The organism is Verticiella alkaliphila (genome assembly GCF_018904615.1).
GTDB classification, from domain to species: domain Bacteria; phylum Pseudomonadota; class Gammaproteobacteria; order Burkholderiales; family Burkholderiaceae_B; genus Verticiella; species Verticiella alkaliphila.
Window position 1 is genome coordinate 1 of sequence record NZ_JADCNH010000027.1, and the last position, 23,591, is coordinate 23,591.

The 23,591-nt window shown below is 66.5% G+C and carries 17 protein-coding genes; 12 read left to right on the forward strand and 5 right to left on the reverse strand.

Going from position 1 to position 23,591, the window contains the following annotated elements:
• Window positions 1-115 precede the first annotated feature (115 nt).
• On the reverse strand, window positions 116-628 hold the full coding sequence (locus tag IMZ29_RS16005; RefSeq protein WP_216185945.1) for a TspO/MBR family protein: 513 nt from the start codon (window positions 626-628) through the stop codon (window positions 116-118).
• Between the two features lie 14 nt (window positions 629-642).
• Window positions 643-1,590 carry a transaldolase gene (gene tal / locus IMZ29_RS16010; protein WP_216185947.1) on the reverse strand — a complete coding sequence of 316 codons (948 nt, stop codon included), beginning with the start codon at window positions 1,588-1,590 and terminating at the stop codon, window positions 643-645.
• A 207-nt stretch (window positions 1,591-1,797) separates the two neighbouring features.
• On the opposite strand from tal, the gene IMZ29_RS16015 reads away from it, so the two are divergent.
• The 4 genes from IMZ29_RS16015 to IMZ29_RS16030 all read left to right on the forward strand — a co-directional run bounded on the left by IMZ29_RS16015 (window position 1,798) and on the right by IMZ29_RS16030 (window position 6,672).
• Window positions 1,798-2,889: a porin gene (locus tag IMZ29_RS16015; RefSeq protein ID WP_216185949.1), complete on the forward strand. Its 1,092-nt coding sequence runs from the start codon at window positions 1,798-1,800 to the stop codon at window positions 2,887-2,889.
• On the forward strand, window positions 2,889-3,962 hold the full coding sequence (locus IMZ29_RS16020) for an ABC transporter ATP-binding protein (protein WP_253207185.1): 1,074 nt from the start codon (window positions 2,889-2,891) through the stop codon (window positions 3,960-3,962). The genes IMZ29_RS16015 and IMZ29_RS16020 overlap by 1 nt, the downstream gene beginning before the upstream one ends.
• A 79-nt stretch (window positions 3,963-4,041) precedes the next feature.
• On the forward strand, window positions 4,042-5,013 hold the full coding sequence (locus tag IMZ29_RS16025; RefSeq protein WP_216185951.1) for an extracellular solute-binding protein: 972 nt from the start codon (window positions 4,042-4,044) through the stop codon (window positions 5,011-5,013).
• Window positions 5,014-5,019: 6 nt separating this feature from the next.
• A complete protein-coding gene (locus IMZ29_RS16030) occupies window positions 5,020-6,672 on the forward strand; it encodes an ABC transporter permease (RefSeq protein WP_216185953.1) in 1,653 nt (550 codons plus the stop codon).
• 40 nt (window positions 6,673-6,712) lie between these two features.
• Here the strand turns inward: IMZ29_RS16030 and IMZ29_RS16035 are convergent, their stop codons facing one another.
• Window positions 6,713-8,278 carry an integrase gene (locus IMZ29_RS16035; protein ID WP_216185955.1) on the reverse strand — a complete coding sequence of 522 codons (1,566 nt, stop codon included), beginning with the start codon at window positions 8,276-8,278 and terminating at the stop codon, window positions 6,713-6,715.
• Window positions 8,279-8,546: 268 nt separating this feature from the next.
• Between IMZ29_RS16035 and IMZ29_RS16040 the strand changes: the two genes are divergently transcribed.
• The 4 genes from IMZ29_RS16040 (at window position 8,547) to IMZ29_RS16055 (ending at window position 15,771) form a co-directional block, all read left to right on the forward strand.
• The gene (locus tag IMZ29_RS16040; protein ID WP_216185957.1) at window positions 8,547-9,731 is read left to right on the forward strand and encodes an MFS transporter; all 1,185 of its coding nucleotides are present in this window, start codon (window positions 8,547-8,549) and stop codon (window positions 9,729-9,731) included.
• A 61-nt stretch (window positions 9,732-9,792) separates the two neighbouring features.
• Entirely contained in the window at window positions 9,793-10,947 is a 1,155-nt protein-coding gene (gene carA / locus IMZ29_RS16045; protein ID WP_216185959.1) for a glutamine-hydrolyzing carbamoyl-phosphate synthase small subunit, read from the forward strand.
• 118 nt (window positions 10,948-11,065) lie between these two features.
• Window positions 11,066-14,302 carry a carbamoyl-phosphate synthase large subunit gene (gene carB, locus IMZ29_RS16050; RefSeq protein ID WP_216185961.1) on the forward strand — a complete coding sequence of 1,079 codons (3,237 nt, stop codon included), beginning with the start codon at window positions 11,066-11,068 and terminating at the stop codon, window positions 14,300-14,302.
• A gap of 389 nt (window positions 14,303-14,691) precedes the next feature.
• The gene (locus IMZ29_RS16055) at window positions 14,692-15,771 is read left to right on the forward strand and encodes a DUF4214 domain-containing protein (protein ID WP_216185963.1); all 1,080 of its coding nucleotides are present in this window, start codon (window positions 14,692-14,694) and stop codon (window positions 15,769-15,771) included.
• A gap of 113 nt (window positions 15,772-15,884) precedes the next feature.
• Here IMZ29_RS16055 and IMZ29_RS16060 read toward each other — a convergent pair whose 3' ends face one another.
• Window positions 15,885-17,942: a TonB-dependent receptor gene (locus tag IMZ29_RS16060; RefSeq protein ID WP_216185965.1), complete on the reverse strand. Its 2,058-nt coding sequence runs from the start codon at window positions 17,940-17,942 to the stop codon at window positions 15,885-15,887.
• A 271-nt stretch (window positions 17,943-18,213) separates the two neighbouring features.
• Between IMZ29_RS16060 and IMZ29_RS16065 the strand changes: the two genes are divergently transcribed.
• The 4 genes from IMZ29_RS16065 to IMZ29_RS16080 all read left to right on the forward strand — a co-directional run bounded on the left by IMZ29_RS16065 (window position 18,214) and on the right by IMZ29_RS16080 (window position 22,529).
• Entirely contained in the window at window positions 18,214-19,641 is a 1,428-nt protein-coding gene (locus IMZ29_RS16065) for a circularly permuted type 2 ATP-grasp protein (RefSeq protein WP_216185967.1), read from the forward strand.
• Window positions 19,642-19,659: 18 nt separating this feature from the next.
• Window positions 19,660-20,613 carry an alpha-E domain-containing protein gene (locus IMZ29_RS16070; RefSeq protein WP_216185969.1) on the forward strand — a complete coding sequence of 318 codons (954 nt, stop codon included), beginning with the start codon at window positions 19,660-19,662 and terminating at the stop codon, window positions 20,611-20,613.
• 11 nt (window positions 20,614-20,624) lie between these two features.
• Window positions 20,625-21,536, forward strand: coding sequence for a transglutaminase family protein (locus IMZ29_RS16075; RefSeq protein WP_216185971.1), 912 nt, complete (start codon window positions 20,625-20,627; stop codon window positions 21,534-21,536).
• A gap of 132 nt (window positions 21,537-21,668) precedes the next feature.
• Complete coding sequence (locus IMZ29_RS16080; RefSeq protein ID WP_253207186.1) at window positions 21,669-22,529, forward strand: proteasome-type protease; 861 nt, start codon at window positions 21,669-21,671, stop codon at window positions 22,527-22,529.
• Between the two features lie 78 nt (window positions 22,530-22,607).
• Here IMZ29_RS16080 and IMZ29_RS16085 read toward each other — a convergent pair whose 3' ends face one another.
• A complete protein-coding gene (locus IMZ29_RS16085) occupies window positions 22,608-23,558 on the reverse strand; it encodes an alpha/beta hydrolase (protein ID WP_216185973.1) in 951 nt (316 codons plus the stop codon).
• Window positions 23,559-23,591: the final 33 nt, after the last annotated feature.

Genomic DNA, 23,591 nt, shown 5'->3' on the forward strand with positions numbered 1-23,591 from the left:
CGGTGGCCGCAGCGGCGGCGGCGGTGCCACGGGCCGGTGGTGACGACGGCCCTCCTCGGGCGGCCCGCGCCGCCAGAATGCGGCGAGGCCGCGAGGCCGTCACGTCATGCCAGGGTCAACGGTTGAGCCAGAGAATCGCGGCATTCAGCGATGAGGCATACAACAGCCACGCCAGGTAGGGCACGAAGATCCCCCCGGCGATGCGGTCCACGGCCCAGAAGCGGCGCGCGGTGAGCGTGGCCAGCACGATGATGAGCACCAGGTCGGCAAGCGCCCAGCCGAGTGCCTGCGCGCCAAAGAAGAGGGGTGTCCAGATCGCGTTGGCCGCCAGCTGCGCCAGGAACAGCGTGAGCGCCTGCCGCTGACGCGCCCAGCCGCCGTGACGCCACACGCGCCACGCCGCTACGCCCATGGCGATGTACAACGCCGTCCAGACCGGACCGAACACGCTGTTCGGCGGATTCCAGGGCGGCTTCTGCAGCCCGGCGTACCATTCGCCCGGCTGGAACATGGCGCCGACCAGCCCCACCGCCACCGGCAGCAGGATCCAGCCGACCAGGGCCAGCCAGTGTCCGCGCGGCGGCGTGCCGTGTCCCGCGGATGAGGTGGGGGTGTGCGTGGCGGACATGGCTGCCTCGTCGATCAGGCCTGCGCGATGATGGCGTCGAGCTTGCGGGCGTCGGCGGAAAAGACGCGAATGCCTTCGGCGAGCTTTTCCGTGGCCATCGCATCCTCGTTGAGGGCGAAGCGGAACGAGGCCTCGTCCACAAGCACTTTTGCCGGCGCATCACCGCTGTCCTGCGGGCTCAGCACGCGCGGCACGTCGCCCTGAGCGTCCGAGAGCTCCTGCAGCAACTGCGGGCTGATCGTCATGAGATCGCAACCGGCCAGGGCCAGGATCTGCCCGGTGTTCCGAAAGCTTGCGCCCATGACTTCCGTGTCGATGCCGAAGTGACGGTAGTAGCGGTAGATCGACGCGACGGACTTCACGCCCGGGTCGTTTGCGCCCGCGTTGTCGGCGTCGACCCAGTCGTTGCCCTGCGACTTGCGGTGCCAGTCGTAGATGCGGCCCACGAAGGGCGAGATCAGCTGCACGCGCGCATCGGCGCACGCCACGGCCTGGGCCAGGCAAAAGAGCAGCGTCATGTTGCAGCGAATGCCCTCGGCCTGCAGCACGCGGGCGGCAGCGATGCCTTCCCAGGTGGAGGCGATCTTGATCAGCACCCGCTCGCGCGACACGCCGGCCGCTTCGTACAGCGCGATGAGGCGACGGCCACGGGCGACCGTGGCGTCGGTGTCGAAGGACAGGCGCGCATCGACTTCGGTGGAGACGCGTCCGGGGATCAGGTTGAGGATCTCGCGGCCGAAGGCCACCAGCAGGCGGTCGAGCTTTTCGTCGTCGCTCGCATCGCGGTGCGAACGCAGCACCTCGTCGATCAGGGGCTTGCCAGCCGCGCCCTGCGCCGCCTTGAGGATCAGCGTGGGATTGGTCGTGGCGTCTGTCGGACGGTGGGCGCGGATGGCGTCGAAGTCGCCCGTGTCGGCGACGACGGTCGTGTGCTGGCGCAGGGAATCGAGAAGGGTGGGCATGAGGCGCGTTCTGTGAAAAGAGGCCGCGGACGCGGCCGTGAGCCATTCGATATTACGCGATCAGGCATCGGGGCTTGGGCACCTGTGGGCTGCACGAAATGTTCCCGAGACGTCATCAGCCCGTCATCTGGGCCTGATGAAATGCGCACCTCTCGTAACCCAGGGTTGCATCCAGACATGGATGCGGCCCTTCTCAGGATGTCAGGAATGCTTCGTAAGATTGCGGTGGGCGGCGTGATGATCGCCTGCGCGGGCGGTGTGGCCCAGGCTCAGTCGAGCTCGGTGACGTTGTACGGTATTGCCGACGTCGGCATCTTCCAGGATCGCGTCAAGGTCAACGGCGAGACCACCCGCACCACCGGCATGACCAGTGGCGGCCAGGCCGGTTCGCGCTGGGGCCTGCGCGGCACGGAAGATCTGGGCGGTGGCCTGAAGGCGAACTTCCAGCTGGAAAGCGGCTTCAACATCAACAACGGCACGCAAGGCAACAACGGTCGCCTCTTCGGCCGTGCGGCCTGGGGTGGTCTGTCTGGCGCCTTCGGTGAAGTGCGCCTGGGCCGCCAGGCCACGATGACCTCCGTGTACTTCGGCCAGATCAGCCCCTTCGGCACGAGCTGGAGCAACGCGGCCATCGGCAAGAGCGGCTTTCGGGCGTCGGACACCCCGCGCTTTGACAACTCGATCATCTACATCTCACCCAAGTTCGGTGGCGCCCAGATCGCCGGCGGCTACTCGTTCAACACGCGCGGCGGTGCCGCTTCGAGCGATGACCGCACGAGTGCCTGGCACGTGGCCGGCCGCTTCGAGACGGGCGCGCTGTACGTGTCCGCCACGTACGATCGCCTGAACCCGAGCGACATCGACCCGAACGCCCAGGGCCGCAATCCCCAAGCCTTCCAACTGGGCGCAAGCTACAAGCTGCCGATGGTCACGCTGTCTGCCGGCTGGTCGCAGCAGAAGGACGGCTGGGTGAAGAGCGCCGAAGGGGCTTCTGCCGCCACCAACAACAACCTGGGTGCTTCGGCCTACTTCAACGGCAAGGTCAACGCCTACCTCGTCGGCGCTTCCGTGCCGTTTGGTGCAAGCGAGATCCTTGCCTCGTTCCACTTCGTGAAGCCGGGTGACAGCGCGTTCCCGGGTGGCGAAGACGTCAAGGTCTACAACCTCGGCTACAACTACAAGCTGTCCAAGCGCACCAGCCTGTACGGCCTGGTGAGCTACCAGGACGGCAATCTGTATACGTTTGCACGCGATGCCAGCACCACGCAGTTCGGCGTGGGCCTGCGTCACAACTTCTGATGATGCACGCGAACGGGCAACCGGCCGCCAGCGTCGAGCTGGCGGGCGTCTCCCAGCAGTTCGGGCCGCATCGGGTGCTCGATCGCGTAGACCTGCACCTGGCCGCCGGCCAGGTGCTCGCGCTGCTCGGTCCCTCCGGCTGCGGCAAGACCACCCTGTTGAAGTTGCTGGCAGGCTTGTCGCGCCCGGACGAGGGACGCATTCTTCTCGATGGACGCGTGGCGGCTGACGCGCGCGTGTGCTTGCCGCCCGAACAGCGCGGCCTCGGCATGGTGTTCCAGGACTACGCGCTGTGGCCCCACATGAGCGTGGGCGGCAACATCGCCTTTCCGTTGCGCATGCGCCGCACGCCGGTGGCAGACGTCGCCCGGCGCGTGGATGAGGCCTTGTCGCTGGTCGGCCTGGCGGGCTACGCCGAGCGCCGTCCGCAGAGCCTGTCGGGTGGACAGCAGCAACGGGTCGCGCTCGCGCGCGCCGTGGTCGCACGTCCGTCGCTGCTGCTCTTTGACGAGCCCTTGTCCAACCTCGATCGCGATCTGCGCGAGACCCTGTGTGGCGAGATCGGCCTGTTGCTGCGCCGGCTGGGCACCACGGCTGTATACGTCACACACGATCACGAGGAGGCCTTCACGCTGGCCGACCAGGTCGCCGTCATGGGTGGCGGACGCATCCGTCAGCTCGCGCAGCCCGACACGCTCATCAACGAGCCGCTCAACGTGGCCGTGGCGGACTTCCTGAAGCAGGGCAATCTGCTGGCGGGGCACTGGACGGGCGAGACGCTCGCGCTGGACGGCGGGATCGCCCTCGGCAGCGGACCTGCGGCCGTGGCACCGCCGGGACGCGGCCACCTGTTCGTCCCGCATTCCGCGCTCGCGCCAAGCCATGCCTCGCTGCTGCGCGGCCAGGTACTGACCCGCCGCTATCGCGCGGGCCAGTACGCCGTGACCGTGGCGTTGAGTGGTGCCGGCTCGGCCACCGTGGACGTGCTCACACCCCAGCCGCTCATTCCCGGTGAACACATCGGCCTGGACCTGGACTGGCAACGTGCGCGCTGGCTGCCCGAGGCGGCCTGAGCCTGATCTTTCGGTGCCGCCACGTCGACGATGCGGCGGCATGTCGTTTCCTCTGACTTCCTGAATCGAGTTACCCATCATGTTCCTGCGTTCCCTGCGTGCGGCCGCTGCGGCCGCCACCTGCCTCGTCGCCCTCGGCGCCGCGCCGGCCCACGGCCTGACGGTGTACACCGCCGGCCCCGGCGGTCTTGCCAAGAGCCTGGCGGATGCCTTCACGAAGGAGACGGGCGTCGCCGTGGAGGTGTTCCAGGCGGACACCGGCAAGGTGATGGCCCGCCTGGAGGCCGAATCGGCCAACCCGCGCGCTGACGTCGTCATCTCGGCCTCCTGGGACAGCGCCCAGGATCTGGACAAGCGCGGCTGGCTGCAGCCGCACGGTGCCGCCAACGCAGCACAGGTGCCGGATGCCTACAAGCACGCCAACTACGTCGCCCAGGGCATGTCTGCACTGGGCATCGCGTGGAACAGCAAGAGCGGCACCCCGCGCCCCGCGGACTGGAGCGATCTGTCCGCCCCCGCCTTCAAGGACAAGGTGAACCTGCCGGATCCGGCGCAATCCGGCACGGCTTTGGAGCTGCTGCTGGGGCTGCAATCGGCCGATCAGACGAAGGCGTGGGCCCTCATGCAGGCCCTGCGGGCCAACGGTGCTGCCGTGGCGGGTGCGAACGCCCAGGCGCTCAACCCGGTGCTGCAAGGCGCCAAGGCCGCGGTGTTCGGCGCGGTGGACTACGTGGCGCTGGGCAGCCAGGCCAAGGGCGAAGCCATCGAGGTGATCTTCCCCAAGAGCGGCACGGTGATCGCGCCGCGTCCCATGATGATCCTGAAGTCCAGCCGCGCGGCCGACGATGCACGTCGTTTCGTGGACTTCGTGCTGTCCGATGCGGGTCAGGCGCTGGTGGCCGACACCTTCCTGCTGCCTGCTCGCACCGACGTGGCGGCCAAGCGCCCGGGCATCGCCCAGATCCCGCTGCTGCCCACGGCGGATGCGCCCACGGAAGCCACGCGCCAGGCGGTGCTTGGCCGCTTCGGCGACGTCTTCGGCCGCCGCTGATCCGCGATGCTCGCCAATCGCTGGCTGTCCGGCACGACCCTCACGGCCCTCGGGCTGCTGGTGGGCGTGCCGCTGTGCTTCGTCGCCTTGCAGGCCGTCTTTCCGACGCTCGCGCAGGGCAGTTTGGCCAACCCCTTCGGCGCGGTCGTGCCGACGCTTTCGGATCCGGTGCTCGTCGAGCTCACCGTGAACACGCTGCGCCTGGGCGCTACGGTGGTTCTGCTGGCTGCGCTGATCGGCATTCCGCTGGGCATGCTGCGCGGCCTGTATCGGCTGCCGGGCGCGCCCGTGTGGGATCTCCTCATGCTCGTGCCCTTCATGATCCCGCCGTACATCGCGGCGATGGGCTGGATCATGCTGCTGCAGCCCAATGGCTACCTGCAGCAACTCGTGGGCGTGAACTTTGGGCGCCTCCTCTTCTCCTTTCCCGGCGTGGCGTTCGTGATGACGCTCAACGTCTTCCCGGTGGTGTACTTCGCCGTCTCGCGCGGCACGTCGGCTGCGGCGGCGCGCCTCGCGGAAGTCGGCCGCGTGTGCGGGGGCAGTGCCTGGCAGTGCTTCGTGCGCATCACGCTGCCGCTCGCCGCGCCCGGCATCGCCGCGAGCCTGCTGCTGGTCTTTGCCATGGCGATCGAGGAGTACGGCACGCCCGCCGCGCTCGCCTCGAATGCGGGCTTCTTCGTGCTGGTCACCGGCATCGAACGCCGCTTCTCCGAATGGCCCATCGATCTGCCCGGCGCGGCCATCCTCTCGCTCATTCTCGTCACGCTGGCCATGGCCGCGTTCTTCGGCCAGCGCTGGCTGCTTGCCACGCGCAGCTTCGAGACGGCCACGGGCAAGCCGGCCGAGTCGGCCCCGCGTGAGCTCGGCCGGTGGCGTTGGCCCGTGCTCGGTCTTTTCGGCGCGACGGTGCTCGTGAGCGTGGTGGCGCCGCTCTTTGCCATCGCCGCCACGGCGTTCAGCCGCACGCTGTCTGGCGGGCTGGTCGCTGACAATCTCTCGCTCACGCACTTCTCCGCCATTGCCGCCAGTGGCAGCGAGGCCGGCCGGGCGCTGGGGACGAGCCTTTCCCTGGGGCTGGGGGCGGCGCTCGTCACCGGCGTGCTCGGCGCGCTGGTGTCCTACCTGGTGGTGATGTCGCGCGCTCGCGGGCGCGGGCTGCTGGACGCGATGTCGCTGCTGCCCAATACCATGCCCGGCGTGGTGGTGGCGGTCGGCCTCATCCTCGCCTGGAACCAGCCCGCGCTGGCCGTCACGCCCTACAACACCTGGGCGATCCTGTTGCTCGCCTATTGCTGCCTGCTGCTGCCGTATCCGGTGCGCTATGCCAATGCGGCCTTGCGCCAGGTGGGGCCGAGCCTGGAGGCGGCGGCGCGGGTGCACGGTGCGCGCGCGGCCGTGGCCCTGTGGCGCGTGCTGCTGCCCGTCATCGCCCCCAGTCTCATTGCCTCGATGTTGCTGGTCTTCGCGGTGGCCTCGCGCGAGCTGGTGGCCTCGCTGCTGCTCGCGTCTACCGGCACGCAGACGGTGTCGGTGTTCATCTGGCGGCAGTTCGAGCAGGGCAGTCTGGGGCAGGGCATGGCGATGAGTCTCGTCACGATCGCCGTGACCACCACGCTGATGGTGGCGGCGACGGTCTGGCTGCAGCGGCGGGGGTAGTACATGTCGCGGGGCAGAGGGATGTCTGCAAAGCGACGCGCTACGCGGATTCGAGAAGGTCCACGCACCCCAACGCGGAGTCCCGGTTGATCAACGCCAAGGCGAGATTCGCCTTTGCAACGAGTTCGAGCGGCTTTACGTTCTGGACGTATTGTCCGTGTGTGATGCGGTCCATGCCTGCACCGACTAGTTTGGATACGGTCCGCAGGCTGGCCGACAGAGCGACGCTGTCAAGACGTGCGCCGTGCAGAATGAGGTTGCGCTGACGGTACAGTCGATGCAATGAATCTCCGATGGCGTCGCGGACAACCTGCAGCTGGGGACGGGGATCGTTGAGTACCTTTTGCATGCGGATCACTGCCGCACGGTCTGTGAGAGACAGCGGCTCAGCGAGCGTGTCATCGGCGATATGTCTCGCGAGTTCCCGACACCTTAGTCGATTGGCGTGCGGACCGTCGAAGCGGTCCCACGCCTGCATCAATTCGGGTTGAACGCGATAGCTGAGGCGGGTCAGCTCCGCCCTGGGATAGGAGCAGGTGACGAGCGTGGCGAGATTGTCTGCGGCTGAAGCGCGGTCAGAAGGGTCGGCGAGCAGACCTTCGATCGCTCCCCACCCGCCCGCCACTGCGGCGGGAGCAGAGCTACCTTCCAAATGAGCGAGGAGCTCCAATGCAGCCTCGACACTCGGGTTGGCGTCACCGCGGAAAACACGGTCTTCGCGATAAAGCTCCTTGACTAGAACGCCGCGTGAGGCGTCTTCCAAGGGGATGGGGGCATCGGCACCTTTGATCCAAAGCGAGGGCAGGCGACGCAGTGGTCGGCTGGTTGCCAGGAGCATGCGCGCAGCGTATCGATCCGACTCCTCACGCGCCGCTTGCGCCGCCCCCATGGTGTCCCTCGCCCTGACCTTCAGAAGTACGGCTGCGGGCGCTCGTACACCACCGGTGTCGAAATGGTGCTCTTTCAGCCACTCCATCACGGCGACTCCTTGCAGCCACCCAGGCGGCGCGGCGTTGCGAAACAGTGGGGGTGCAGAAAAGGCGACAAGCACATCGAAGTCACGGAGCGGACTGTTACATGCCTCCGCGTGGAGAATCTCGCACAGATCGGCAAGAGAGATTGGCTGGTCCGCATCCAGCTGCTGCTTCACCAGCGCGCGCACGTGATGCTGTGTGAAGCCTGCATCTAGAAGATGTGAAGCCACGCTCCTGGCAAAGTGCTCTGCGCCATGACTGCCTAGGGCTACCACGCGGCCCCATCGCTGCAGGTAATCTGACGAAAGGCGCTCCCCAAGTTCTCGAATACCGTAATGGGCAGCACTGTCTGGGCGAGGAACCTGTTGCAGTTGCTGGCGTAGAAAATGTTTCTCATCATCCGAAAAAGCTGGATGCTGACCGCTGCGCTTCTGAAGCGTCGAGCCCATACGCTTCAGTGCGGCCTCGCTCAGGTGCCCTTGCCGCATGGCTGCGCAGGCTTCGACCATTTCTGCCATGGCGAGGACGGTGCCGATTCCCCAAAGTGACCGGTGCCAGGCCGAACGGTCAGAAAGGAGTTCCACCAAGCGAACGGCAGCGGTTTGATCCTGCGAATGGACACTGGTCAGCATATGGGGGTAACATACATCAAGGTCGTGTAAACAGTTTGTTGGCCTACAGTCTATGCGGGGCCCGACCTGGAAGGAATACGTGGAGCACTCCACGCAGACTGACCAGCTCGCGCCCCCACTTACAGGATTGGCCTCGCCGAATTGGCGGGGCCATTTTTTTTTGCGTCGTGGCACCGCAATGACTCTGTAAGGGTTTAGCTGCAGGAGGTTCCGGTCTTTAGTGCCGTGCCAGAATGCCGGTTCTGCCACGACCACCATCCCGCGTTCGATGACGTTCTTCGCCAGCGCCCTGCTGGGCTTTGCCCAGGTCCTGATCTGGGGCGGCTCGTTCTTCCTCCTGTCCGTGCTGGCCGCCCCCATCCATGCGGACACAGGGTGGTCGCTCACGGGTATCTACGGCGCGCTGACGCTCGGGGTGCTGGTCTCTGCCGTGCTCTCGCCGCAGGCCAGTGTGTACATCGCCCGCGGTCACGGGCGCCGGGTCCTGGTGGTGTCGGCCTGGCTGGTTTCGATCGGGCTGGCGATGCTGGCGGCGGCGCCCAACTTCGGTGTGTTCCTGCTCGGCTGGGTCGTGATCGGGGTGGGCATGGCGGGCGGCCTGTACGACCCGCTGTTCGCCACGCTGGGCACCCAGCTAGGGGGGCAGGCGAGGCGGGCGATCCTCGCCGTCACCCTCATCGCGGGCTTTGCCACGACCATCACATGGCCTATCCTCGCCTGGCTGGAGCATCAGCTCGGCTGGCGCCTGACCTGCGTCGTCTCTGGCGCCGTGCTGGCGGCGGCCATCGGGCCGCTCTATTGGCGCGCGCTGCCGCCACCGGCAAAGCCCGCGAGCGCGCCGGTGAGCGAATCGTCGCCTGCCACCCGGCCTGCCGTGCGCCCGGCCGACCTGGGCCTCGAGCCTGCCGTCTATTGGCTACTGACCGTGGTGTTCTCGCTGGCGGCCATCCTGATGACGGCGGTCTCCGTCCAGATCGTGGTGCTGCTTCAGGGCGTAGGGCACGATCTCACGTCGGCGATTGCCCTGGCCGCGCTCATCGGCCCGAGCATGGTGGCCATGCGTCTGTTGAATCTGGCGCTCGGGGATCTGGATGCCGTGCGGATGGCCGTGGCCTCGACGGCCGCCGTGGCAATTGGTCTTCTCGTCATCAGCGTGGCGCCGGCCGCAGCCATGGTGGGTATCGTCGCCTACGGGCTCGGCAACGGGCTGCGCGCACTGGTGCGTGGCACGTTGCCGCTGGTCATGGTGCCCGCGTCGTCCTATGCCTTGCTGATGGGCAAGCTCGCCCGCTCGTCGCTCTTTTGCCAGGCGCTGACCCCGCTTGCGGGCGGGTTCGTGCTGAGTCAGTGGGGGCCGGGCGTCACCCTCTGGGTGCTCGCCCTGCTTGCCTTAATGAACGCCGGATTGAGCGTGCTGCTGGTGCAGCGCATCCGCCGGTCGCGTCCGCAGTGACCCCGGCTCAGGCTATAATCGGAGGGTTTAATTCCTGATTTTGCAATCACTGGGGTCGATTTTGCTGCCATCCATTTTTCCCGAAGGGGCCCATCCTCTCACTCCCGCGGTCCTGGCTCTGGCGGATGGCACCGTGTTTCGCGGCGTGTCGGTAGGTGCGAATGGTAGCGCCGTCGCCGAAGTCGTCTTCAACACCTCGATCACGGGCTATCAGGAGATCCTCACGGATCCCAGCTACGCCGGCCAGATCGTCACCCTGACCTACCCCCACATCGGCAACACCGGTGCGAACGACGAAGACGTCGAAGCCCGCCGCGTGTTCGCCGCCGGCCTCGTCGTGCGCGACGTGCCGCCCGTCGCGTCGAATTTCCGCGCCCAGCGCAATCTGTCCGCCTACCTGCGCGACGAAGGCATCGTTGCCATCGCCGGCATCGACACCCGCAAGCTCACCCGCATCCTTCGCGAGAAGGGCGCGCAGGGCGGCTGCATCACCACGGGCGACGACGTCGAGGCGGCCCTCGCCAAGGCGCGCGCGTTCCCCGGCATGGCTGGTCAGGATCTGGCGCGCACCGTCACCACGGACCAGCAGGCCGACTGGCGTCAGAGCGTGTGGCAGCTGGGTGCCGGCTACAGCCAGCAGGAAGACGGCAAGTTCCACGTCGTGGCCTACGACTTCGGCGTGAAGCACAACATCCTGCGCCTCTTGACCGAGCGCGGCTGCCGCATCACCGTCGTGCCGGCCCAGACGCCTGCCGAGGCCGTGCTCGCCATGAATCCGGATGGCGTCTTCCTTGCCAACGGCCCCGGCGATCCCGAGCCTTGCGACTACGCCGTGTCCGCCGCACGTGAGTTCCTGCAACGCAAGCTGCCGCTCTTCGGCATCTGCCTCGGTCACCAGATCCTCGGCCTGGCCGTGGGTGCCCGCACCGCCAAGATGAAGTTTGGCCATCACGGCGCGAACCACCCCGTGCAGGACGTCGACAGCGGTCGTGTCTTCATCACCAGCCAGAACCACGGCTTCGAGGTGGATGCCTCGACGCTGCCGGCCACGGCGCGCATCACCCACAAGTCGCTGTTCGACGGCTCGCTGCAAGGTTTCGAGCTGACGGACCGTCCGGCCTTCTGCTTCCAGGGTCACCCCGAAGCCAGCCCGGGCCCGCACGACATTCTGGTGCTGTTCGACCGTTTCGTCGGGATGATGGACAAGAAGGCGTGATCCGCCGGCGGTGCGCGCGCGCTGCGCCGCCGCTCTCCGTCTCGCCCCATCCTGCCGACGCGGCAGCCGGCTCGCCGCCCCAGCCCGCTGCCCGCGCCCACACCTAGAGCTTCGTTCCATGCCCAAGCGTACAGACATCAAGACCATCCTCATCATCGGTGCCGGCCCCATCGTCATCGGCCAGGCCTGCGAGTTCGACTACTCCGGCGCCCAGGCCTGCAAGGCACTGAAGGAAGAGGGCTACAAGGTGGTGCTGGTCAACAGCAACCCGGCCACCATCATGACCGACCCGGAAACGGCTGACGTGACCTACGTCGAGCCCATCACCTGGCAGGTCGTCGAAAAGATCATCGAGCGCGAGCGCCCCGATGCGGTGCTGCCCACCATGGGCGGCCAGACCGCACTCAACTGCGCCCTGGATCTGGACAAGCACGGCGTGCTCGCCAAGTACGGCGTGGAGCTGATCGGCGCCAACGCCGCCGCCATCCAGAAGGCGGAGGACCGCCTGAAGTTCAAGACGGCGATGAGCGACATCGGCCTGGAATCCGCACAGTCCGGCGTCGCCCACACCATGGACGAAGCCTGGGACGTGCAGCGCCGGATCGCCGAGATCACCGGCCTGTCGGGCTTTCCGGTCGTGATCCGCCCAAGCTTCACGCTGGGTGGCACGGGCGGTGGCATCGCCTACAACGCCGAAGAGTTCGAGACCATCTGCCGCCGCGGCATCGAAGCCTCGCCTACCAATGAACTCCTCATCGAAGAGTCCTTGGTCGGCTGGAAGGAATACGAGATGGAAGTCGTGCGCGATCGCGCCGACAACTGCATCATCGTGTGCTCTATCGAGAACCTGGATCCGATGGGCGTGCACACCGGTGACTCGATCACCGTGGCCCCCGCGCAGACGCTGACCGACAAGGAATACCAGCTGATGCGCAACGCCTCGATCGCCGTGCTGCGCGAGATCGGCGTGGACACGGGCGGCTCGAATGTGCAGTTCGCGATCAATCCGCAGAACGGCCGCATGATCGTGATCGAGATGAACCCGCGCGTGTCGCGTTCGTCCGCGCTCGCCTCCAAGGCCACCGGGTTCCCGATCGCCAAGATCGCCGCCAAGCTCGCGATCGGCTACACGCTCGACGAGCTGCGCAACGACATCACGGGCGGCGCCACGCCGGCGTCCTTCGAGCCCACGATCGACTACGTCGTCACCAAGGTGCCGCGTTTCGCCTTCGAGAAATTCCCCACGGCCGATTCGCGTCTGACGACGCAGATGAAGTCCGTAGGTGAGGTGATGGCCATCGGCCGCACCTTCCAGGAGTCCTTCCAGAAGGCCTTGCGCGGCCTGGAAGTGGGCGTCGACGGCCTGAACCAGAAGACGACCGACCGCGAGAAGCTGGAAGTCGAGCTGGGCGAACCCGGCCCGGAACGCATCTGGTACGTGGGCGACGCTTTTGCGCAAGGCTGGTCGATCGAGGAAGTGCACGCGCTCACGCACATCGATCGCTGGTTCCTCGCGCAGATCAAGGAAATCGTCGACATCGAGCTCGCGCTCGAAAAGCACACGCTGGCCGACCTGGATCGCGACACGCTGTGGCATCTGAAGCGCCGTGGCTTCTCGGATCGTCGCCTGGCCTGGTTGCTCGACACCACCGAGAACGAAGTGCGCAAGCTGCGTCACCAGTACGACGTGCGCCCGGTCTACAAGCGCGTGGACACCTGCGCGGCCGAGTTCTCGACCGACACGGCCTACATGTACTCGACCTACGAGGAAGAGTGCGAGTCCAACCCGACGGACAAGAAGAAGATCATCGTGCTGGGCGGTGGTCCGAACCGCATCGGCCAGGGTATCGAATTCGACTACTGCTGCGTGCACGCGGCGTTGGCCCTGAAGGAAGATGGTTATGAAACCATCATGGTCAACTGCAACCCCGAGACGGTGTCCACCGACTACGACACGTCCGATCGCCTGTACTTCGAGCCCCTCACGCTCGAGGACGTGCTCGAGATCGTGCACAAGGAAAAGCCGGTCGGCATGATCGTGCAGTACGGCGGCCAGACCCCGCTGAAGCTCGCCAAGGCCCTCGAAGCCAACGGCGTGCCGATCATCGGTACCAGCCCCGAATCCATCGACATCGCCGAAGACCGCGAGCGCTTCCAGAAGCTGCTCATGAAGCTCGACCTGCGCCAGCCGCCCAACCGCACCGCGCGCACCGAAGCCGAAGCCATGGCCCATGCCACCGAGATCGGCTACCCGCTGGTGGTGCGCCCGAGCTACGTGCTGGGTGGCCGCGCCATGGAAATCGTCCATGAGCCGGCGGATCTCGAGCGCTACATGCGCGAAGCCGTGAAGGTCAGCAACGATTCGCCCGTGCTGCTGGATCGCTTCCTTTCCAACGCCGTGGAAGTGGACGTGGACTGCCTGTCCGATGGTCAGCGCATCTACATCGGCGGCGTGATGGAGCACATCGAGCAGGCTGGCGTGCACTCGGGCGACTCCGCCTGCTGCCTGCCGCCGTACTCGCTGTCGGCCGACACCATTGCCGAACTCAAGCGCCAGACGGGTCTGATGGCCCGCGCGCTGAACGTGGTCGGCCTGATGAACGTGCAGTTCGCCATCCAGGACGGCGAAGTCTACGTGCTGGAAGTGAACCCGCGCGCCTCGCGCACCGTGCCCTACGTGTCCAAGGCGACGGGCATCCAACTGGCCAAGGTGGCTGCTCGCGCCATGGCCGGCATCACGTTCGACACGCAGAAGCTGGGCGACGAAGTGGTGCCGCCTTACTACGCCGTGAAGGAAGCCGTGTTCCCGTTCGTGAAATTCCCGGGCGTGGACACCATCCTCGGCCCGGAAATGAAGTCGACCGGCGAAGTGATGGGCGTGGGCACGAGCTTCGGCGAAGCCTTCGTCAAGTCGCAGCTTGCCGCGAGCGTGCGTCTGCCCGAGAAGGGCGTGGCCTTCATCAGCGTGAAGAACCAGGACAAGCCGCGTGCCGTGGAAGTGGCGCGTGGGCTCGACGCCCTGGGCTTCAAGCTCGTGGCCACGCGCGGCACCGCCGCCGCGATCAGCGAGGCCGGCATTCCGGTCACGGTGGTCAACAAGGTGACCGAAGGCCGCCCGCACATCGTGGACATGCTGAAGAACAACGACATTTCGTTGGTCATCAACACGGTCGAAGAGCGTCGCAACGCGATCACCGATTCGCGCGCCATTCGCACCTCGGCGCTGAATGCCCGCGTCACCTACTACACCACCATCGCCGGCGCGCGCGCCGCCGTGGAAGGCATGCAGTACCTGCGTGAAGGCGGCGGCCTGCAGGTGTATTCGCTGCAGGAGTTGCACGCCAAGCTCGGCTGAAGCATCGCGTTTTGAGGGTCGCTACGGGCGGCACCGGCTTCGGCGGGTGCCGCCCGTGTTGCGTGTGGGCCGCATCCCGCAATCGTTGCAATTGTTACATCATGCAGCGTCTGAAAACGACTCCACAGAAGATTTTGCATCGAGTAATATCGCGACACACTGCGGGCGGATTTGGCGCGCCCGTGGCTGTCGTACCGAGCTGGTTACTGGGGTCTCTCCCGACACCGGTGGGTATGGGGCCCGGCGTAATGCCGGGCTGAAGGCGGGTTTCCTCGCCGCGCGGTCACCTGAATCCCCACGCTTGCCGCCCATGGATTCGGCGCGCCGCGCATGTCGCCGCCGCATCCCACCTTTGTGCGCGTATCCCGCGCCTCTTGGAGTTACCTCTCATGCAGTACGATTTCCCCATTCGCCTCGGCGGCATGATCGAAGCGCTCAAGAACGACGCTGGCATCAGCCCAGCCATGTTCTCGGCCATCAACGATATCCTGGCCTCCGTTGCGCCTGAGCGTGACCTCGGCGTGGGCCTGTTCACGCCGGGCGAGGATGGCGGCACGGTGGTCGGGCCGCAAGACACCCCCCTCGACGTCGTCCTCGTGGATGTGGCCAATGCCCCGGCCGGCACGCAAGTGAAGGTCAACATCCCGGACGAGATCCTCCGTTCGGCCCGCGTGTACAACTTCAACACCGACGCCGATATCGAAGTCAACTTCAACACCGTTGAACGCGTCATTGTCATGGGCAACGGCAATGACTTGGTCACCGTTGGCGGCGACAAGAACACAACGCTCGACGGCGGCGACGGCAACGACACGCTGATCACCTCCGGTGGCAACGATCTGATCATCGGTGGCCACGGCAACGACAGCATCAGCAGCGGTGCGGGCAACGACACCATCATCTCCGGTATCGGCAACGACACCATTGATGGCGGCACGGGCTTCGACATCGTCCAGGCCGCGGGCAGCATCGACACGTGGTCCATCGAGATCAAGGACGGCTACATCGTGCTGACCAGCACGATCCCCGCTGCCGACAACTCGATCACCGCCAAGAACGTCGAATTCATCCAGCTGGCCGATGCGGCCATCTCGGTGGTGGCGACCGAAGACGAAGCCACCGCGCTGCGTCTGTACCAGGCACTGCTCGGCCGCACGGCCGATCGCGAAGGCGCCGAGTACTGGGTGGGCGACGTCAACAAGGACGGCGGCTCCACGCATCAGGTGGCGGCCTCGTTCCTGGCCTCGCAAGAGTTCCAGGATCGTGGCGAGCTGTCCGACGAAGCCTACGTGCAGATGCTGTACCAGCACGCACTGGGTCGCGAAGCCGAGGCCGATGGCCTGGCCTACTGGGTCGATGACCTGGAGAACGGCGGCTACAACCGTGCGGAAGTGGCCATCGCCATCGTCGCATCGGCCGAAGCTGCCGACGTGATCGTCACCGTCCAGATCCTGGACGGCCTGGTGTAAGCGTCACGGGGCCGGGCAATTGCCGGCCCCGGCTTTCGAGCCTCCAAGACGAAAGGCCCGCGCAGCGATGCGCGGGCCTTTTTCGTTGTCTACCGGGTTCGTTGTCTACCGAATCAGAACTGATAGCTCGCCGACAGCAGGAAGGTGCGTGGCGCACCCGGCAGGCTCGTCGATCGCCAGTAGGTCTTGTCCGCCACATTGAGCACGGATGCCGTCACGCTCCAGTCGCGTTCACGCCAGCCGGCCAGGGCGTCCCAGCGCACATAGGCGTCGAGCTTCTGCGTATTGGCCACGTCCAGATAGCGCGTGCCGACGTAGGTCACGCCGGTCTCGGCAAAGAGGCCGCGCTCGGGCGCATAGCGCACGAAGAGGTTGCCGTTGCGCCGGGCCACGCCGGTCTTGTACATGCCTGCGCGGCCCGGGCGGTGGTCTTCCTCGACCTTCGGGCTCTGGAACGCCGCTCCGCCACGCACATACCAGTTGGGGGCGATGCGGCCATCCATGCTGAATTCCACGCCCCGGCTGCGCTCCAGACCAACCACATACCAGACGAAGGGGTCGTTCTCGTCCTGCACGCGGATGTTGTTGCGCGAGAGGTCATAGTAGGCCACCTGCGTGGAGAGGCGCCCGTCGAGCCAGTCGCTTTTCAGGCCGAATTCCCACTGGCGGTTAGTCTGCGGCTGGTCGTCATAGACGGCGTTGGCATTCGTGTCGATGCTCATGAGGCCGCGCCCGCCGTACGGCGAGAAGCTCTTGCTGTACGAGGCGTACAAGGTCTGGTCGGGCAGCGGATTCCAGAGGATGCCGGCGCGCGGGCTCACGCTCGTGCCGTCATAACTGCGGCTCGCGCCAGTGAGGCGGTTGGTTGACTGAAAGCGATAGCGTTCGAGGCGTGCGCCCACCAGCGCCTTCCATTGCGGCGAGAAGGTGACGAGATCCTGCAGTGCCAGGGACACCGAGCGCGAGCGATGGTCGTTGTACTGCGTAGGATTGCCCCATGGCGTCTTGGCGTACCAGACGGAGGGGTCATAGGGATTGATGTTCGGGGCTTCGCCGCTGATCGTGGCCAGGCGCGGCAGGCGCCGTTCGCGCGAGGCTTCCAGGCCCACCAGCAGGTCATGCTGCAGGCCGAACGTGGTGGCCTTGCCGGTGAGGTCGAATTGGGTGGACGTGGTGGTGTTCTCGGTCTCCTGCCAGGCACGCATGCGGCCCGTGATGAGTCCGGTGGCGGGGCGATAGGTGCCGCCATACAGGTGGTCGAAATCCTGCTCGGCGTTGCGGTGGCCGACCGTCCACTTCACCGACCAGTCCGGGTTGAAGGCGTAGGACATCACCGAGCGCGCGTAGTGCTGCGTGTCGACCATGTAGTCGTCCGGATGGGCCATGGCGTTGCGGATCGGCACGTCGGCAGGCAGCGTCTCGCGCGACACCGGACGATCCGGCACGCGCCAGATCTCCTCATAGGTGTATTGCAGCAACCAGTTGAAGCCTTGATGGTTGTCGTAGACGATGCTGGGCGAGACCATGCGGTTGCGGCTCTGGATGCCGTGGCGAAAGCTGTGCGCATTCTGCGCATCGGCGGTCAGCCGCACCGCCACGTTGTCGTGGACAACACGGTTCAGGTCCACAGTGCCGCCCACGGTGTCCCAGGAGCCCACGCGCCCCTCGACGCTGCTGCGCGAGGTGAAGTTCGCCTGCTTGCTCACCAGATTGATCATGCCCCCGCCGCTGCCCCGTCCATACAGCACCGACGCCGGGCCCTTCAACACTTCGATGCGTTCGATGTTGGCCGTGCCGCGCACGATCTGGCCGCTGCTGCGCAGGCCATCGACATAGATGTCGTTGTAGCTCGCACTGAAGCCGCGGATGTCGATCTCGTCGGCACGTGCGTCGGGGGTGGCGGTCACGCCCGGCACCCCCTCGAGCATGGTGCCCAGATCGGTGATGCCGAATTCTCGCGCCCGGTCCACGTTCACGGTATCGATCGTCTGCGGTACGTCGCGCACGGCCAGCGGCGTGCGCGTGGCGGTGGAGACGGTGGGAGGGCGGGTGTCTTCAGGGTCCGGGGCAGTGCCGATGACGGTGATGCCGGCGAGCGATGGAACGTCAGCGGCCGCAACAGGGCCGGCCATGGCCAGGAGGGCGGCCGCGAGAGGGAGTCTTGCGAACATGGTGTTCAAGAGAAAGAAGATCGCGCCACCGAAGCCGTGAGTAGACTCTAAACGCGAGAGATTATGAAAACAAAAATAATTATCATTTCAAAGAGCGGCCATATTATCACCTTGTGTTACATGCGTGCACTGCACCTGTGCCGCAGCGCATGCCCGATGACGCAACGGTGCCACAGTGACGGCGCGTCATGCGCGCTTGTGGTGCTCATGCATAGTGGTGGGGCGCTGGTACGTTCCTTGCTTGAAAAAGTTGCATCTTCAGGGACACCTTATGCGCGACACTGCCGCCCCCCAGCCTTACGACGAGATGTTCGATGCGGACGGCCGCGTCCGGCCGCATTACCAGGCTTTTGCGCAGTGGCTGCAGGAGCAGCCGCCGGAGGCGATCGTCACCAAGCGGGCCGAAGCCGATCTGAGCTTTCGCCGCGTCGGCATCACCTTCGCCGTCTACGGCGATGAGGCGGGCACCGAGCGTCTGATTCCCTTCGATCTCATCCCCCGGATCATTCCTGCGGCCGACTGGCGTCTGCTGCAGGCCGGGCTGCGCCAGCGGGTGCGCGCGCTCAACCGTTTCATCCACGACATCTATCACGACCACGAGATCGTGAAAGCCGGCATCATCCCGCCCGAGCAGGTGTTCATGAACCCGCAGTACCGCCCTGAAATGCAGGGCATCCAGGTGCCGGGCGACATGTATTGCCACGTCGCCGGCATCGACGTGGTGCGGGCAGGTCAGGGCGAGTTCTACGTGCTGGAGGACAATCTGCGCGTGCCGTCCGGCGTGTCCTACATGCTCGAGAACCGCAAGATGATGATGCGGCTCTTCCCAGAGCTCTTCTCGCGCATTCGCGTGGCACCGGTGGAGCACTATCCGGATCTGCTCCTGGACAGCCTGCGCGCGGTGGCGCCGGACGATCGCAACGCGCCGGTCGTGGCCGTGCTCACGCCCGGCATGTACAACTCGGCGTACTTCGAACACGCGTTCCTCGCACAACAGATGGGCGTGGAGCTCGTCGAGGGCCAGGATCTCTTCGTGGATGCGAACACGCTGTACATGCGCACCACGCGCGGCCCTCGGCGCGTGGACGTGCTGTATCGCCGCATCGATGACGACTTCCTCGATCCGCTCGCCTTTCGCTCGGATTCGGTGCTGGGTGTGCCGGGTCTGCTGTCGGTGTATCGCGCGGGCCGGGTCGTGATCGCCAACGCCATCGGCACGGGCCTGGCCGACGACAAATCCACCTACATTTACGTGCCGGACATGATCCGGTTCTATCTGGGCGAGGAGCCGCTGTTGGCCAACGTGCCATGCTGGCGGTGCAGCCGCCCGGACGAGCTCTCCTACGTGCTCGCGCACCTGCACGAGCTGGTGGTCAAGGAAGTGCACGGGGCGGGTGGCTACGGCATGCTGGTGGGCCCGGCTGCCTCGCGCGCGCAGATCGAGGCGTTTCGCGCGCAACTCGTGGCCAACCCCGGCAATTACATCGCGCAGCCCACGCTCGCGCTCTCCACGGTGCCCACCTATGTCGAGTCCGGCATCGCGCCGCGCCACGTCGATCTGCGGCCTTACGTATTGAGCGGGCGTGACGTGACGCTGCCTGCGGGCGGGCTGTGCCGGGTCGCATTGACCGAAGGCTCGCTGGTGGTCAACAGCAGCCAGGGCGGCGGGACCAAGGACACCTGGGTCCTGGAAGACTGACTCGCACAAGGCCACATCATGCTCAGCCGCACCGCCGATTCGCTCTTCTGGATGTCGCGCTACATCGAGCGCGCCGAGAACACCGCCCGCATGCTGGACGTCACCTTCCAGGTGTCGTTGCTGCCCCAGAGCCCGCGCCTGCGCAGCCAGGGCTGGCATTCCGTGCTGGCGATCTCTGAGCTGCGCCAGCAGTTCGACGCGTCGCACGACACGCTCACCGGTCGTGACGTCATCGAGTTCATGACGCGCGACGCGGACAACCCGGCTTCCATCTACGCCTGCCTGCGCGCGGCCCGCGAGGCCGCCCGGGCAGTGCGCGGCAGTCTCACCACGGAGGTCTGGGAGACCTGCAACACCACCTGGCTCGAGCTGCAGCGTCGGCTGCCCGGCCTCGCCCTGCATGCCGATCCGCGCGACTTCTTCGAGTGGGTGAAATTCCGCTCGCACCTCTCGCGCGGGGTGGTAGCGGGCACGATGCTGCGCGATGAGACCTCGTCGTTCCTGGCGCTGGGCGCCCATCTGGAACGCGCGGACAACACCGCGCGTCTGCTCGACGTGGCGTTCGTGGAGGCGACGGACGAGAGCGATGGCGAAGCCGGCGATGCGAGCCTCGCCTTCTATCGCTGGTCGGCGCTGCTGCATTCCGTATCGGGCTTCGAGACCTATCGCAAGGTGTACCGCGACGTGCTCACGCCCTCGCGCGTGGTGGAACTGATGGTGTTCAACCCGGCCATGCCGCGTTCGTTGCGCTGTGCCGTGGACGACGTGATCCGCTCGCTCGAGGACGTCGCCACCGAGCGTTCGCTGGAGACTTTGCGTCTGGCCCGCAGCTTGCGTGCGTATCTCGACGCGGGCAGTGTGCAAGGCCTTTTCGATCGTGGCCTGCACGATTTCCTCGCCGTGTTCCTGGACCGGGTCGCCGAACTCGGCAACCGCATCAGCCGGGATTTCCTGGTTCCTCTTTCTGAATAAGGCTGGCCATCATGCAATACCGCATCCGTCACGCCACCACGTATCGCTATACCGCCCCGGTCACTCACGCCACGCAGCTGCTGCGGCTCACGCCGCGCCGCGAGCCGCACCAGCACGTGCTGACCTGGCACATCGCCGCGCCGGGCATCCTGCATGGCAGCATCGATGCCTACGGCAACGCCACGCACATCATGTCGCTGAACCGGCAGCACGACGCCATCGAGCTCGTGGCGAGCGGCACCGTGCAGGTCGATGCGCTGCACGAAGGCCGGCTCGAGGATACCGATACGCTCCCCGTGCAGATCTACAGCGTGCAGACGCCGCTGACGCGCCACTCAGGCCGCGTCGCGGAGTTCGCGCACGACGTGCTGCCGCAGGGCATGCTCGGGCCGGAAGATGCCATGCGGCTCGCCGAGGCCATCCATGCCCAGGTGGAGTACGTGCCGGGCGTCACGGACGTGACCACCGATGCGGAATCCGTGCTCACCCTCGGGCACGGCGTCTGCCAGGATCATGCGCATCTCTTCCTGGCATGCGCCCGCGGGTTGCAGGTGCCGGCGCGCTACGTGAGTGGCTATCTGCATACCGATGCCGAGTACATGGCGAGCCATGCCTGGGTGGACGTGTGGTTCGCCCAGACGGGCTGGGTGAGCATCGACGTGACCAATCGGCAGTACGCGGGTGAGAACCACTGCCGCCTGGCTGTGGCGCGCGACTACGACTCGGCCTCGCCGGTGCGCGGCGTGCGCCGGGGTGGCGGCGAAGAGGACATGGAGGTGGGCGTCGTGGTGGAGCCCGATGAGCCTGCGCAGCTGCAACAGAGTCAACAGCAGCATCAGGGTGGCGGGGTTCGCCCCCTTGTGCAGCAGCAGGCACCGCTGCATGCGCCATTGCAACCGCAGCAACGCCAGCAGCAGCAATAGTCGAGTCACAGGGGCTGGCTGGCGATTCCCGGGCATCGGGCCTGCGTCCCTGGATTCGCCCGGCGGTGGCCGGACGCTACAATCCTCGGCATTGCCGTATCCCGTGCCTGCGGTCCAACCGCCGCCGTTGCCATGACTTACTGTGTCGCAGTCCGCCCGGATGCCGGGCTCGTCTTCCTCTCGGATTCCCGCACCAACGCGGGGGTCGATCACATCAGCACCTTTCGCAAGATGACCGTCTATGAGCGGCCGGGCGAACGGGTGCTCGTGCTCATGACGGCAGGCAATCTGGCGTTGAGCCAGGCAGTGCTGAACGAATTGGCCGAGGCCAGCGCCGACGGCCAGGGCCTGTGGTCGGTGACCAGCATGGCGCAGGCGGCCCAGCGCGTGGGCGACGCCGTGCGAACCGTGTTCCAGCGCGAGGCCCCGGCCCTGCGCGCGCACGACGTCCACTTCAACATCAGCCTGCTCCTGGGCGGGCAGATCCGCGGCGAACGTTGCCGACTCTTCCAGGTGTACTCAGCAGGCAATTTCATCGAAGCCACGGACGAGACGGTGTACTTCCAGATCGGCGAAGCCAAGTACGGCAAGCCGATCCTGGATCGGGTGCTCGACCGCCACATCTCTCTGGATGCTGCCGCCAAGTGCGCGCTCGTGTCGATGGATTCCACGCTGCGCTCGAACATCTCGGTCGGCCTGCCCCTGGACCTGCTCGTCTACGAGACCGACACGTTGCGCGTGACGCACTTCGCATCGCTCGACGAGAACAGTCAGTATTTCCGGATGCTGAGCCGCTCCTGGAGCGAGCGCCTGCGCGACGCGTTCCGCGCCATGCCGGATCCGGCGTGGAAGCAGGTGTCCGAGAGTTCGACGCCCATCACGCCCATCCATGCACCCGCGGATGGCATGGTGCCAGCCGATGCTGCTGGCCTGGATGCGGGCGGCACGATCCAGACGCTCGCCGAGGGCGACGAGCAGCGCCCGCCGAGCTGAGCGGTCCGGCCAACGCCATCCAGATCGCGTATCGACGCCGCTCTCCCATGACGCCCGGCGGGCGCAGGCGCTGACCGCTCAGGGGGCCGTGGCCAGCGCGATGGCCGGATCGATCGCCGCCGGCATGGCAGCGCCATGCCCCAATCCTTCGAACACCGTCAGGTGCACCTGCGGCCACTGTGCCGCGAACGCCGCGGCGGCCTCGCGCACGCCGGGCAGGCCGGGCGGGGCGCGCCGGCTGCGTTCTTCGCTGCCTACGGTGAAATGCACGGGATGCGGTGTGGGCGATCCCGCAAGGAACGTCGCCACGCGCTCGGGTAGCCAGGGCGAGCGGTACCAGAACGAGGGGCTGGCGACGACGTAGCGCTGGAACGCATCCGTGCCGGTCAGCAGCGCATGCAGTGAGAAGACGCCGCCGTAGGAGTGCCCCATGAGCGTCTGGCGCTGCGGGTCGATGCGCACGCGGGCAGCCACCTGCGGCTGGATGCGCGTGCGGATGGCCTCCAGAAAGGCATCCGCGCCGCCGTTGCGTGCGTCGGGGCTGCGCGTGTCGGGTTCTGCCTGGCCGCTGGGCGTGGGCAGGTAGTCATAGGTGCGGGTGACGCCATCCAGGGTGTCGTCGATGTCGTAGCCGATCCCCACCACCACGAGCGGCGCGGCCGTCTCGCCGGGCCCCGGCGGGGTCAGCACGTCGAACACGGCATTGCCGTCGAGCACATAGAGCACCGGCCACCCTTGAGGCGGCGGCTCGCCGGACGGCACGCTCAGGAAAATCTTCCAGTCACGCCAACCATCGTCGCGCGGCACGATCCACGTGACGGGGGCGGCGACCCGCGCATGGATCGACGCCACTTCGGCTGCCCGCGCGGCGGTGGCGTCATAGGGGGGCGGGGTGGCCTCGCCCGCCCGCGTGAGGGCGGGCACTGCCAGTATGAGCGCGGCCAGCGTGCAGGCGAGGGCACGGGAAGGGCGCCGGGCAAGGCGGTGACGGGGGAGGGGACGGCAGAGCGCGGGAGCAGCAGGAGACACGGGACGTGCACCGAGAAGACGCCGGCGGGGGCA